Raw genomic sequence first — 14993 nt, 5'->3', positions numbered from 1 at the left:
AAATAAAAGATGTGATCATTAATTGTTAATTATCTGCAATACTTGCCTTTTCTGTTTTGTTTATGTATAAGTAACTTGATTGAGTTTTTGTGTGTTAAAATGATAATGCATTTTGTGCCTCTTTACATGCTTGTAATTAGTTTTATTTTAAGCTTTATACTTTGATTAAATAGTGTATTTTAATTCGTTTTATCTATGGTTTGTGTTGCTCCGGTTATGATATGATTGAAAAAATGTCATATTAACAATAAAAAAAAGAAATAATATAGTTTGTAGTTTTAGGATGTTACTATATTTGCTGTTGTAAAAAATGGCAAAGAATAATTAATATTTGATTTTATATTCTGTTTTATATTTGTGTTTAGAATTATCTTTTTGATTGTAAAAATGGGTTATCTGTGTTAATGTGTGTTTGTGAAGAACTTTACTTAATGTTAATAAAAATGTAAAAAAAGTGTTTATGAAAAGATTGACTTATCTTTTGTTATGCTTCTTGGTAAGCATAGGAGCCACAAAGGCTCAAACGCTACCGGTGGAGGGGGTGGTTCTTTCCGCAGAAGATCGAGAACCGATTATTGGGGCATCAATTGTTGTGAAAGGTACAACCATCGGTACGGTTACCAATTTTGATGGGGCGTTTACGCTCAATGTTCCGGGTTCGGCTACTACTTTAGTGGTTTCTTATTTAGGTATGAAAAGTCAGGAAGTGGCTGTAAAATCCAAAATTGAGGTACTTCTATCTACTGATTCACAGGCTTTAGACGAGGTTGTGGTAACTGCCATGGGGCTTAACCGCGAAAAGAAATCGCTTGGTTATGCTGTGCAGGAAGTGAAAGCAGGCGAATTAACCAAAGCCGGTGCAACAAGCTTAACAAGTTCTTTGTCCGGAAAGGTAGCCGGGGTTCAAATCAACCAATTCGGGGGTTCTGTTGGTGCTTCTTCGCGTATTGCGATTCGGGGTAACTCTTCGCTTAGTGCCGATCAGCAACCTTTAATTGTTGTAGATGGCGTTCCGATTGCCAATGACACACAACGTTCCGGAGACAATACATATAATGGGGTTGACTATGGTTCCGGATTGAATGACATTAACCCTGAAGATATTGAATCTATCTCCGTGTTGAAGGGAGGATCAGCCGCTTTGTATGGTATGCGTGCCGGTAACGGTGTAATCTTGATCACAACGAAATCGGGCAAAGGCTCAAGTGGAGTTTCTATATCCTATGATATGAACATAACCATGGACAGGGTGGCAAATCTTCCAAAACTTCAGAACGCTTACGGTCAGGGACACGACGGTGATGAGTGGCATTGGAAAAACGGGAAATATTCGGATTTGAGTTATCAGGATTATGCAGTACGGTATGGGTTTGATTATGCTACCGATGTTAATACAGGCTATGATGAATCTTGGGGACCACGATTGAATGCCGGATTAAAGATTAGTCAATACGACAGTAATGGCGAATATGTGGACTGGGTGGCTCGTCCGAATAACGTGAAAGATTTCTTCCAAACGGGTGTGTCTATGAACCACATGGTTTCCGTACAGGCTAAAAGTGAAAACATCACTACACGTGCGTCGCTTTCTTTTCGTGATCAGGCAGGTACTGTGCCTAATACCGATCAAAAGAAATATTCCGGTCAGCTCAGCACGGAAATGAAGCTGAATAAGTATATTACCTATAACATGAACGCCAGCTACACCCGTACCCAAAGTGACAACCTGATTACGCAGGGTTACGGGAATAACCCGATCAATTCATTGATTACCTGGTCCGGTCGTCAGATCAACATGAAAACGTTAAAAGACAATTGGGATCAAAAGGATGCCAACGGTAATTATACGTATTATAACTGGATCGATTATTACCACATGAATCCTTATTTCTCGTTAAATGAGAATACGAACAGCTATCAGCGTGACCGTATTTTCGGTAAGTCGTCGTTATTCTATCAACCTTTTGAATGGCTGAAATTCGAAGGTCGCCTTGGTTTTGATTATTATAACGCGCAAACATTCGAGAAGCACTATTTTGATCGTGGTGATTGGCCTGATGGCGGATTTTTGCAACAAACAACCAAAAATACCGAACTGAACATGGACTTTATCGCTGCTGTAAATAAAGTGTTCGGTGATTTTAACCTTTCGGGTATTATTGGCGCGAACTACCGTGATGTATCATGGGAAACACATGATTTGGGAGCAACGGCATTAACGGTTCCGGGTGGTTACACATTGGCCAACAAACGAGGGGATGCTACAACAACAATGGACCACAGCCATATACGTTCAAATTCGGTGTATGCCAATGCTTCCCTTGGTTGGAAAAGTCAGCTTTATTTAGATGCCAGCGCGCGTAACGACTGGAGTTCAACGATTCATGAAGATTTCTTTTATCCGTCTGTAAGCTTAAGCTGGATTCCAACGGCTTCTTTTGAAAGCATTAAGGGAAATGTGCTTTCATTCCTGAAACTTCGCGCGGGTATTGCTCAGATTGGTTCTGCCACAAGTGCGTATCGCAACAGCTATTATTATTATGCCGAAACTTCCGCGTTTAACGGAGTAGCTCAGATGTATAAAAGCTATACTTATCCTAATTTTGATTTGAAGCCTGAAAGTATTACTACTTGGGAAGTGGGTACAGAAGTAGGTTTGTTTGACGACAGAATCCGTTTGGACTTGGCTTACTATCAAAAACAAACTAAAGATCAGATTCTTTCGGTAACAACATCAAACGTGATTGGTTTTTCGTCTATGCTGGTTAACGCCGGACGGATTGATAACAAAGGAATCGAAATTCAACTTAAAGGAGATGTTTTACGCAACAACGAGGGTTTGAACTGGACGTCTACATTGAACTTTTCGAAGGATAAAAGTAAGGTAATAAGCTTGTATCCGGGATTGGAAACATATCAAATCGGATGGACCTGGGGGATTGCTACTCAAGCGAGAGTTGGTTCGGCATGGGGCGACCTGGTGGGTACCGGTTATGCTCGTATTTCGGAAGAGGATGTTAAGAAAAATGTAGCCACATCAGACCAGCTTGGCGCAATAAAAGTAAATGCAAACGGCAGACCGACTACGGCTTCTGCTTCGGTTATTGGAAATGTTACGCCTGATTTCTTGATGGGATGGCGCCAGGATTTCAATTATAAAAACCTCGCTTTCGGATTTTTACTTGACTTACGTGTAGGCGGTGATATTTGGTCTCAATCCATGTCTCACTCATACTCCGCGGGTGTTGCTTACGAAACAGCCAAGAATGGTATTCGTGAACGGGATATCATCGGCGGAAAAGATGTGCAGACAAATGAACGTTTTGTGATGCAAGACGCAAGTGGAAGTTGGGTTGAAAACACGATCAAGACGGATGCTTATACCTGGTTTAACTCTTATGGAACGTCTGAAACGTATGTGTTTGACGGTTCGTTCCTGAAACTGCGTGAGGTATATCTGTCATACGATATTCCGAAATCTGTATTGAATAAAACAAAGTATTTCAATAAGGCAACCGTGTCGTTGATCGGTACAAACCTCGCCTTACTTTGGGTGCACTCATCCAATACGATGCGTTTAGATCCGGAAACCGGTGGTGTGTCCAGCGATAGCCGTGGTGTAGGTTTTGAACAGGCTTCAACCCCGGGCTCACGCAGTATCGGTCTTAAGTTAGGTTTAACATTTTAATTAAAAGCTGTTTGAGTTATGAAAAAAATATATAAAATATTAGCTGTTTCGTCCCTTTTGTTTGCTTCGTCTGTGGGATGTACCAGTTCTTTTGATGAAATCAATACAGACCCGGATGCGTTTACATCTGTTCCCTACACGAACGTACTTGCAGATGTGCTTCGCAGAACAGGAGAGCAATTCGGTGGTGATCTGGATATAGCACAATGGGCAGGTTATGTATCTTCTATTCAGTATTTAAATGATTACAGCGGTTATATTCCAACAAACAACACGTATGGAAACCGTTGGAGTCATTGCTATTGGGGGCACACTCAACTGCAAGATATATTGGACAAAACAGAGAATGCCGCCGAACTGAACAAAAATATCCGCAATGTGTCTGTTCTGATGCAAAATTACCTGATGTTTATGGCGGTGAATTGTTTTGGAGACGTCCCTTATTCGGAAGCATTCAAAGGCGCTGAAGACAAAGGTTCTGTTTTTAAAAGCTCGTATGATAAACAGGCCGACATCTATCCGATTTTATTAGCTAATTTGAAATCAGTGGCTGATAGTTGGGCTGAAGGGTTAGGAAACGATAATCTTGGAGAAGGCGATTTCTTATTCAATGAAGATGTGAAGCAATGGCAAAGATTCTGTAATTCCATTCGTTTGCGTATTGCCATGCGTATATCGGGTGTATATCCGGAATCCAAGGCTATCATAGAAGAAATATTCAATAATCCGGATAAATATCCCTATATCGCAGAAACTAAGGAAAACGCTTATTTCTGGTGGCAAGGTTCAGGTGATTATTTTGAACGCTATTATAACAATTTCAGAACCCGTGATGATGACGGTATGGCCGATATTTTTATTGATCATCTGAAGATGATGGAAGATCCGCGTATTGCCGTAATAGCAAAACCGGCAGAATCAGACGGTGAATACCGTGGTTTTGAAAACGGTTCGAAAACCGATCCGGAAAATCGTAAGGCTATATCTCGTATAGGCGTGAAATATCGTGAAGATCCTGCGGGCTTTTCACCTTTCTATCGTGCGTGTGAAAGTTATTTTATCATGGCCGAAGCGGCTCTGAATGGTTGGAATGTACCTATGACGGCAGCGGAGGCTTACGAAAAGGCTGTTCGTTTGTCTATGGCTGATAATGAGATTGAAGACGCTGACACAGAGGCCTATCTGGCCGGTAAAGGCAAATGGGATGGAACGTATGCCCGTCTTTATTTTGAACAGTGGGTGGCATTATTCAAACAAAACATTGAAGCCTGGTCTCTTTACCGCAGAACCGGCTATCCTACTTACATACACACAGCTAAGGCTGCCGACGGAGTTTCTCCGAAGTATCCGGGTGCGCGTTCCGGATTTAATGGCATACACAATGATGTGCCGTTCCGCTTTCCGTACCCGAATAATCAGTACTTGTACAATTTAGACTATTTAAAAGCTGCGTCTGCCAATGTGGTAGATTATGTTTGGGGCGAGCAGCTTTGGTGGGATAAACGTACAGGGGTTAATTAATTTTTTTTTTATCATCTAATATTATCTAAACACACGACCGACCTTAACGAAAGGGGGATACTGTCTTTAATGTACGGTATCCCTTTTTCTTTTGGCGGATATTTTTTTATTGTGTTTATACACGTTAATGTTTTAGGCTTGTTATCTTTGAATGATAGATGAGGTAACTGAAAAATACAGATACAAGAATATATGTTAATGAAAAAAATGGGAGTAGGTTTGATACTTGCGCTACTGATCGGAACAAATTCAACTGCGCAGACTAATTCCGAACTTGACCTTAAACAAGTGCTATCCGGAAAAATGATTGAAACGAAAGGTTTCGGAGGTATAACATGGATGAAAGACGGCGAGTCTTACAGTTGTGTGGAGCGTAATCCGCAAACCGGAGGGATGGAATTGGTTGCGTATACAGCCAAAAACAATGCCCGTAAAGTGCTGATTCCTTCTTCCATGCTGATGGATAAAACAACAGGTAAGCAATTAGGCATACGTAGTGTTATATGGAGTGAAGACAATACAAAGGTACTGATCTATAACAACACAAAGCGTGTGTGGCGCTATGATACAAGGGGAGATTACTGGGTGCTTTCGTTGACCGACGGTATGTTAAGGCAAGTAGGTAAAGGAATGCCTGAATCATCACTTATGTTTGCGAAGTTCTCGCCCGATGCCTCTAAAGTTGCTTATGTTTCGAAAAACAACATCTATGTTGAAGATGTGGCAAGTGGAAAGATAACCTCATTGACTTCGGATGGAAGTGAAACAATCGTTAACGGTACGTTTGATTGGGTGTACGAGGAAGAATTCGGCTGCCGTGATGGTTTTCGCTGGAGTCCCGACGGAGCATCCATCGCTTACTGGCAAAGCGATACCGAAGGAACGGGTGTGTTCGATATTATTAATAATGTAGACTCGATCTACGCTTCTGTAATACATTTTCCATATCCAAAGGCAGGAACAGCAAATTCAGCAGTACGGGTTGGAACCGTTCCTGTAGCAGGAGGACAAACTACCTGGATTGCTATCCCTGGTGATTCCCGCAATAACTATATCCCCCGGATGGAGTTTATCCCGGAAAGTCGTGAGCTGTTTATCCAACAGATGAACCGCGAACAGAATACCAATAAAGTATGGATCGCTGAAGTAGGAAATGAAATACCTGCCAATATTTTCACAGATACAGATGCCGCTTGGCTGGAAACGAATGATAATATCACCTGGCTGAAGGATAATCGTTATTTCACCTGGCAAAGCGAACGAAGCGGTTGGCGCCATCTATATCGCGTAAGTCGTGATGGAAAAGAAATTACTCCGATAACAACAGGCGAATTCGACTTTATCCAACAAACAGGGCTTGATATTGATAAGGGATTGGTTTACTTCATCGCGTCGCCGGATAATTATACCCAACGTTATTTGTATAGCGCGAAACTATTCGGAAAAGGAGAGGTGAAGCGATTAAGTCCGCTGGAACAGTCCGGACAACATAGATACAATATGTCGCCAACCGGAAAGTGGGCTGTACATACGTATAGTAATGCGGTAACACCTTCCGTGATCAGTATGGTTTCTTTCCCCCTGCATAAAACAATACGTTTGATTGAAGACAATAAGCTTGCCGCAGAGCAATACAAGAGTTTAGGTCTTTCGCCTAAAGAATTCCTGAAAGTTCGCTCCGGTGAACTCCTTTTGGATGCCTGGATGATAAAACCAAAAAACTTTGACGCCACAAAGAAATATCCCGTAATTGTAGAAGTTTATGGTGAGCCGGCTTCAGCCACAGTACAAGATGTATGGGGTGGAGGAGATCTTTGGAATCAATACATGGCTAACCTTGGTTACATTGTAGTGAGTATCGAAAATAGAGGAGCAAATACTCCCCGTGGACGAGTGTGGCGCAAGTGCATATATGGTGAAGTAGGAACTTTCGCTTCTGAAGATCAGGCAAGAGGTGTGCAAGATCTGGCCAGTCAGTTCCCATTCATAGATACTGCCCGTATTGGAATAACAGGATGGAGTGGTGGAGGCAGCCAAACGCTGAACTGTATGTTTCGTTATCCCGAAGTGTTCCAAACAGGTATAGCCATCGCTTTTGTTGCCGATCAGAGATTATATGACACCATCTATCAGGAACGTTACATGAATACACCGCAAAATAATCCGGAAGGATATCACAAAGGTTCGCCTATAAGTCATGCGGCAGGATTAAAAGGAAACCTGCTTCTTATTCATGGTACGGGGGATGACAATGTGCACTATCAGAATTGCGAACTTCTCGTTAATGAATTAATAAAGCATGAAAAAATATTTAGTCAGATAGCTTATCCCATGCGCAGCCACGGTATCAGTGAAGGAGAAGGGACTACCTATCATTTACGTAAAAGTATGGCGGATTATTGGCGGAAATACCTATCTTCGGGCGGGAAATAAAATAAGTTTAATCTTAATTGACAGCGAAATATGAGCCGTTTTATGCAATTAGTACTGCTTTTAACGTTCTTGATTGCAGTACCAATAAATGTAGATGCGCAACTGATAGAGAAAGCCGGAGAAATAATCCAGTCCACTTTAGGTAGCGGATCCACACTCGATCAGGTTGATTCAGTACAGCTAACATCATCGTCCGATTCAATTCACAAGCAAGATTCTCTGCGACTGGTAGAGATAGAGTTGCAGCTTCAAGAAATGAAGTTGAACGAGATACTATTACTTTCCTCTCTTGAAGAAGCACGAAACCAAAGTCAACTTGAGGATTCCTTGAAAATGGCGATAAAACGTAATCGTATCGATTCATTACGTGCATCAACATCCGGTGTTTCTGTTGTTGTTGGGAAGGATACGTTATTCTCCATTTATGTTAAGCGTGGAGGACTAACCCCGCTTGAACGTGCGAATAATGTGGAGAGGGTAATTACTGAAATCGGCAAAAACTACAGTTTGAAGATGGACTCGCTGTATGTTTTGGAATCCGAGCATTTCTCAGACATAATGTCGGGAGAGAAGGTTGTTTTTAGTGTAACCGAGCAAGACGCCCTTTGGCAGAATAAAACACATGCGGAATTAGCGCAGGATTATATTCCGATCTTAACGGATGTTATTGTCGATTTACGTAAAGAACATAATGTTTTGCAGGTTCTTAAACGGGTAGCACTCTTTCTGTTGGTGTTAATCGCACAGTATTTTCTATTCAGGCTAACTAATTTCTTGTTTCGGAAATTAAAGCGTAAGGTGATCTGGTTAAAACAAAACAAACTTAAGCCGATAACGCTCCGGGATTATGAGTTTTTAAATACGCATCGCCAAAGTTTGATACTTCTCTTTTGTACAAACCTGGTTCGCTATTTTGTTATTTTACTGCAATTGATGATAAGTATTCCGATTATCTTTTCGATATTTCCTCAAACAGAGAGCTTAGCGTTAAGATTATTCGGCTACCTTCTTTCTCCGATAAAAATGGTATTCAGGTCAGTCGTGGAATATATACCTAATCTTTTTATTATTATAGTTATTTATTTGTGCATCAGGTATATTGTGAAAGGCATTTTTTATGTGTCGAAAGAAATTGAAACCAAAAAGCTTAAAATAGGCGGTTTTTATCCTGATTGGGCTATGCCTACCTATAATATCATCCGTTTCTTGCTTTACGCGTTTATGATCGCAATGATCTATCCTTATTTACCCGGTGCTGACGATGGCGTTTTTCAGGGTATATCTGTTTTTGTAGGATTAATACTTTCTTTGGGATCGACTGCGATTATCGGTAATATTATTGCCGGATTAGTAATAACGTATATGCGTCCGTTTAAAATAGGGGATAGGATAAAACTGAATGAAACAACCGGAAACGTGATTGAAAAGACACCTTTAGTAACACGTATCCGAACACCTAAAAACGAGGTGGTAACCATTCCGAATTCGTTTATCATGTCTTCGCATACCACCAATTATAGCTCGTCTGCCCGAAATTACGGCTTGATTATTCATACAACCGTTTCTTTTGGCTATGATGTTAATTGGCGTCATGTGCATGATTTATTAATCAAAGCGGCATTACGTACCAACGGCGTGCATGCGCGTCCTAAGCCATTTGTTCTTGATACGGAGTTGCAGGATGATTATCCTTGTTATCAGATTAATGCGTATATAAGGGATGTAGATCGGATTGCTGTTATCTATTCTGATTTAAACCAGAACATAAAGGATGTTTGCAATGAAGCCGGAATTGAATTGCTTTCGCCTCGTTTTGTTGCGAATCGTGATGGTAATGATTTGCTTATTCCGGCAGAATTTAAGCAACCAAAGACGGAAGAAACTACTTCTGAAGAGTAATAAAAAAAGAACAGCGACATACAATTTTGTGTCGCTGTTCTTTTTTTGATACCTATTACAAAACAGGAAGAGTCCAGGGAGCTCTGTAATGTGCTTTTGCCAATTGATTGGCCTCATTGTCGTTTATGAAGCTGCGAGTGGCTTCGTTCCAACGAACTTCTCGTTTCAGACGGGAAGATATGTTTGCGAAGTGAGACATTTTTGCTACCCGGGCACCTATTTCAATATCCCCTGCCGGTAGATTGCGACTCTTTATACAGCTCAGGAAGTTACCCACGTGATTGTATAAACCTTTACCTTCTCCTTTCTTGAACGGAACAGCTTCCATACGGGCTTCTTTGCCGGCAACGACAGGGATTACTTCCCATCCTGCGCGTGTGAGTACAAGTGTACCGTTTTCTCCGTAAAATGCAAGACCTTCTTTTTTGTCAAATGGTCCGTGGTTTATACCGCAGGCATGATCCCAGATAATATTGAAATCATCATAAGCATAAGTCGCCATTAATGTATCCGGAGTTTCCATCGCGTCATTCGGATAAGCGAATTTACCACCGCCTGAAAAGGTGTGTGTTGGTAGTGGAGCGCCCATGCCTTCAAGTGCGTAATCCAGCAAGTGTACACCCCAGTCAGACATTAATCCGCCTGCGTAATCCCAGAAAAAGCGGAAATTATAATGGAAACGATACATGTTGAAAGGACGTTTAGGAGCCGGGCCTAACCACATATCATAGTCTACACCCGCCGGAACAGGTTCGTCTGCTATGACTGGCAATGTGGGTTTACCATCCTGATAAGCCCAAACCTTAACCGTACGAATACGCCCGATATTGCCGGCACGAAGATAAGAAGCGGATTCGTCCCAATGCGGATCACTGCGTTGCCATTGACCTACCTGAGCTATACGGTTGTATTTACGTGCCGCTTTCACCATCAGGTCGCATTCTTCGATGGTATTGGCTAATGGTTTTTCAACGTATACATCTTTTCCTGCCTGACAGGCATAAATTAACGGGAGGCAATGCCAATGGTCGGGGGTTCCGATGATAACGGCATCCACATCTTTGTTGTCAATAACCTTTCTCCAGTCTTTGTAAAGTTTAGGTGCTTTCTTGCCTGATTTCTTCTCTACATCACCGGCACGCTTGTTTAACCACTCATCGTCTATATCGCAAAGCGCAACGCACTCTACTTCCGGATAATCCAGAAAAGTATTCAGGTTGCTCCAACCCATGCTTCGGCAGCCAATGAGTGCTACTTTTACTTTATTACTGGGAGCAGTCTGTCCAAACACAGACTGGTAAGAACCTCCGAAAAGAGGAGTTAACCCGATTCCGGCAGCAGTAAATGCTGATTTTTGGAGAAAATTTCTTCTGTTCATTTTTTATTGTGTTTATCTGGTATTATGAGTTAACGTGTGATGATAAAATCTATTCAACCACAATTATACGAAAAAACCGTTATATTTGTGTACGCAAACAATTAAAAGATGATAACTTCAAAACCTCAATGGTACGTTTTATATACGGCCCCCCGTGCGGAAAAACAAGTAGCCGAAAGATTATCCTTAGCAGGTGTAGACAATTGGTTGCCGCTGCACCGTTCGCCCCGTGTCTGGTCTGACCGGGTAAAGATTGTTGAAATCCCGCTTTTTAATTCGTATGTTTTCGTAAACTGCCATGAATCTAAGCTACTCGGACTACTGAATATATATGGTGTGTCTCGGATAGTTTATTATGATGGAAAGCCGGCAGCAGTGCGTCAGGTAGAAATCGATGCGATAAAACAATTTCTGGAAGAAGCCGCCTGCCATGAATTATGCGAAGGAGAAGAAGTGGAAATTCTGCGTGGAGCGATGAAGCAAGTTTCCGGTCGTATAAAGAAAATCAATAAGAAACATCTTCTCTTATACATCGAACAATTAGGTGCTACTGTTTGTGTTGACCTGACGGATGTGGCTAAGGTAAAACGGTTATAATTAAGTAGAAATAAACATCAGTTCTCCATCTTTTGCTTATTATCTTTCCTGTTTAACGTATGCTCTAAAACAAGAACAATAATGGTTCCCATTACGAACCCGTTGCCAAACAACGGACGTAGTAATGACGGAATACTTTCTATAAAAGCTTCAGGAGCAAAAGAAATAATGGTTCCTATCATAATAGGAATGCTAATGGTAATGGCACTTCCAAAATCAAAGATCGCTTTCTCCACAAGCATCAACTGAAAGCCGGACGACAGCTGTGCCGACATAACATAGAGCAATATGCTTCCCATTACAACCTCAGGTATACAGGAAAAAATCAACAAGGATTGAGGTATACAGGCGCAAATAATTAAAATTACCCCGGTAATGATAAGGGGATAACGTGAGGCACAGTGCGTGGCAGAGATTATACCCGGACTCATGGAATAATCGACAATTCCGATAACGCCGAATAAACCGGAAAAAATATTGGAAAATCCGGTGATCCTTAACCCCTTTTTACTCCGTTCGTTCAGATTATCCGCGTTTATAAGTCGACCGGTAGCCTGAATAGCCCCGAATTCGTTTACCGTCAGTGCCAGAAAGCAGAAGAGAAAAGCCAGAATAGTCGGGATGTCTACTTCCGGACGGATTAGTAAATGCTCCTTCCATACCCCAAGGTCGATAAAGTTTACTTCAGGCAAGGAAGGCATACCTGTTAGCAATAAATAGAGCAAACTGCCTACGAACAGTCCGGTTAGAACAACCAGCGATTTATAAACCCCCTTCAACAGATAATTCGCATAAACCATCAGCAATGCCAACGCTGCCGAAAACACGAAATTGATAAATGTTTGTCCGTTTGTTCCTCCTGAAAGTTTAATAATCAATGGCTGCATGGTAAGTGCAACCAATAAAAGAATCACAATAACTACTCTGGTGGTAAATACCTTTTGAAGAAAAATAAAAAACTTGCCGTAAGAAAGCAAAGCAACAAATAAACCGCCAATTGCCATTGCGGTGTAAATGGCATTGGGCGTTGCGTCGTGACTGCCCAATATCCCGATAAGTAATACAGAAGCAGGCCCCGATAAAACAGGCAGTTTGTGTCCGTATATTATTTGGATAATCAGGGCAATACCCGCAATAATAAATATCTTTTGCGAATAGAAAAGCTGAGCAGAAATTGATTCGGTATGCAGAACAGACGCTACACCCGAAATAATGATGAGTGTAGGTAAAATAACCGAAAACCACTGTAGCCCATACAGTATCGAATCTCTTACTCCTAATTTGTCGTCAACATTATATTTCATTGAAAATACAGATATAATTGGTTCTACAATGATTATGATACAGAGATAATACAAAAATAGATATGTTTTCCCTATTTTTGTACTATTAGTAAGGAAAAGAAAAGAGAAAAGAATTTATGTTTATCGATAAAAGCATTATACGAAAACTCAATAAGGGAGATACAGATGCCTTCAAATCGCTATATACGACTTACTATGTCTATCTTTGTGCCGTTTCAACCAAGTATGTATACAACTATGAAATAGCCAAAGAAATTGTTAATGATGTTTTTCTGAATATTTGGAATAAGAGGGGATCACTTGAATATCCCATTAAAACATACCTTACCCGATCCGTACAGAACCGAAGTCTTAACCATCTGCGTAATAAACAAACCGAAGAAATATCGCTGTCGGAATTAGATGAATATGTACTGGCTTTTCACGAAGAACAGGTTAATTTGGGGCAACAGCCGTTAACATACCTCGAAAACAGCGAATTTGAAAAGTTGGTTGAAGAAGCTGTGCAATCTCTTCCCGATAAATGCCGTAGAATATTTACCGAATACCTGTATAATCATAAATCATACGAAGAAATTGCCAAATTGTATGATATATCATCAAGTACCGTACGCGTACAAGTTAAAATCGCACTCTCAAAATTAAAAGACACCCTTAAGGACTACTATCTCTTATTCCTTGTTCTTTACTCACTTACATCCGATTACTAACGCTTTGTTGCAACCGGAAAATCTTTTACTAAGAAAAAACAGAACAATAGGATATTAATTTATTTATAACCTTTCTTTTTCTTTTTCGACAACTGTGGAAAAACAGTTCGACAACTGTAGAAAAACTTTTCTATATCTGTGGAAAGCTTTTTCTATATCTGTGGAAAAAGAAAAATAAAGGATATGTTTTTTAAAATAAAAGAAAGAATTTCTTTTTTAATCTATGTGAAGAATTTCATAAACAGTGAGAAAAGAAAAACAACCGTGACGATGCTTGAAATGTTAAAGTTGAAAAATTTTAATAAACATTTAAACACATTGTATCGTTATGGTGTAAGTAGTAATAAGAACATAAATGAAATGTAATTAAGATGCAGCATGGAAACAGAAGAACTATATTGGGAATTATTATTTAAATACTTTTCAGGAAGTCTATCTCATGCGGAAAAGGAAGAACTTTTGATCTGGCTCAAAGAAAAAGAAGAGCATAGATATTTAATGGATAAAATGAGCGATTGGTGGGCAGTTGCGCATGTGCCGTTATTCAAGTCTGATTTGGAAGCTGATTTCAAAGCGTATTTTCATTTCCTGATCGGATCGGTGCCCGAAAAACAAACAAAACAAATACATAGGCAGCTAAATGTATGGATACAGGCTGCGGCAATCCTTTTGTTGCTGATCGGGGTGGGGGTGTCCGCATTCTTTTTAGGCAGAAACTCAAACGACGGCGAGAAGCTTGCCTATACTGAAACATTTGCACCCAATGGGTCTCAAACACAAATCTTATTGCCAGACAGTTCTACGGTACTGCTCAACTCGGGTTCGTTCTTAAAATACCGGAGTGACTATAATGATTCGGAAAGGAAAGTGGAACTTCGCGGAGAAGCCTATTTCGAGATACAATCAAACCCGGAAAAACCCTTTATCGTGTATTCCGATAAACTGAATGTAAAGGTAAAAGGAACAACATTCAACGTGAAAGCCTACGAAGAGGAGGAAACAATTGATGTGGTACTGATTTCGGGAAAAGTGAATATTCAACTTGCCGACAACCAGCAAGAAGATATAGCACTATCTCCCAACCAGAAGATTAGTTACAACAAGAAAGAAGAAAAGACGACCGTTTCGGTTGTGAATAGCGCTAATTCCATTCTTTGGACAAAAGGAATATTGTATTTCTATGAAAAAACATTCCCCGAAATTGCCCGGGAATTAGAACGTAAATACGATACGGACATTGAAATACGAAGTAAATCACTGAACCGCGAAGTGTTTACAGGCAGCTTTTCTTCAGACTATACGCTGGATAGAGTCCTAAAAGAAATTGATATGGACAATAAGTATAAATACACTTTTGAAAATAGAACATTGATTATAACAGACAAATAAGAATATAAATCTAAAAAATGAAGCTTATGAATAAAGACGGTTAATATGTATGTTTTGTATAAATAGAAAAATTT

General features: G+C 40.4%; 9 protein-coding genes. 7 read left to right on the top strand and 2 right to left on the bottom strand.

Annotated features, from left to right (window positions below; genetic code table 11):
* Positions 1-460: 460 nt before the first annotated feature.
* The 4 genes from B9Y81_RS07525 (at position 461) to B9Y81_RS07510 (ending at position 9541) form a co-directional block, all read left to right on the top strand.
* On the top strand, positions 461-3688 hold the full coding sequence (locus tag B9Y81_RS07525) for a SusC/RagA family TonB-linked outer membrane protein (protein WP_085536369.1): 3228 nt from the start codon (positions 461-463) through the stop codon (positions 3686-3688).
* An 18-nt stretch (positions 3689-3706) separates the two neighbouring features.
* The gene (locus tag B9Y81_RS07520; RefSeq protein WP_085536368.1) at positions 3707-5209 is read left to right on the top strand and encodes a SusD/RagB family nutrient-binding outer membrane lipoprotein; all 1503 of its coding nucleotides are present in this window, start codon (positions 3707-3709) and stop codon (positions 5207-5209) included.
* A gap of 192 nt (positions 5210-5401) precedes the next feature.
* Positions 5402-7642 (top strand): S9 family peptidase, encoded by a 2241-nt coding sequence (locus B9Y81_RS07515; protein ID WP_085536367.1) that lies wholly within the window; start codon positions 5402-5404, stop codon positions 7640-7642.
* Between the two features lie 30 nt (positions 7643-7672).
* Entirely contained in the window at positions 7673-9541 is a 1869-nt protein-coding gene (locus B9Y81_RS07510) for a mechanosensitive ion channel family protein (RefSeq protein WP_085536366.1), read from the top strand.
* Positions 9542-9596: 55 nt separating this feature from the next.
* Here the strand turns inward: B9Y81_RS07510 and B9Y81_RS07505 are convergent, their stop codons facing one another.
* Positions 9597-10919: a Gfo/Idh/MocA family protein gene (locus B9Y81_RS07505; RefSeq protein ID WP_085536365.1), complete on the bottom strand. Its 1323-nt coding sequence runs from the start codon at positions 10917-10919 to the stop codon at positions 9597-9599.
* Positions 10920-11027: 108 nt separating this feature from the next.
* Between B9Y81_RS07505 and B9Y81_RS07500 the strand changes: the two genes are divergently transcribed.
* The gene (locus B9Y81_RS07500) at positions 11028-11516 is read left to right on the top strand and encodes a UpxY family transcription antiterminator (protein ID WP_085536364.1); all 489 of its coding nucleotides are present in this window, start codon (positions 11028-11030) and stop codon (positions 11514-11516) included.
* Between the two features lie 17 nt (positions 11517-11533).
* Here the strand turns inward: B9Y81_RS07500 and B9Y81_RS07495 are convergent, their stop codons facing one another.
* Complete coding sequence (locus B9Y81_RS07495) at positions 11534-12820, bottom strand: uracil-xanthine permease family protein (protein ID WP_085536363.1); 1287 nt, start codon at positions 12818-12820, stop codon at positions 11534-11536.
* A 116-nt stretch (positions 12821-12936) separates the two neighbouring features.
* On the opposite strand from B9Y81_RS07495, the gene B9Y81_RS07490 reads away from it, so the two are divergent.
* Entirely contained in the window at positions 12937-13530 is a 594-nt protein-coding gene (locus B9Y81_RS07490) for an RNA polymerase sigma-70 factor (RefSeq protein ID WP_085536362.1), read from the top strand.
* A gap of 378 nt (positions 13531-13908) precedes the next feature.
* Entirely contained in the window at positions 13909-14919 is a 1011-nt protein-coding gene (locus B9Y81_RS07480) for a FecR family protein (RefSeq protein ID WP_085536360.1), read from the top strand.
* The last annotated feature ends 74 nt before the right edge of the window (positions 14920-14993 follow it).

It is taken from the genome of Massilibacteroides vaginae (assembly GCF_900178525.1).
Taxonomy (GTDB): Bacteria; Bacteroidota; Bacteroidia; order Bacteroidales; family Tannerellaceae; genus Massilibacteroides; species Massilibacteroides vaginae.
This window is presented reverse-complemented; position numbering and strand designations above follow the sequence as displayed.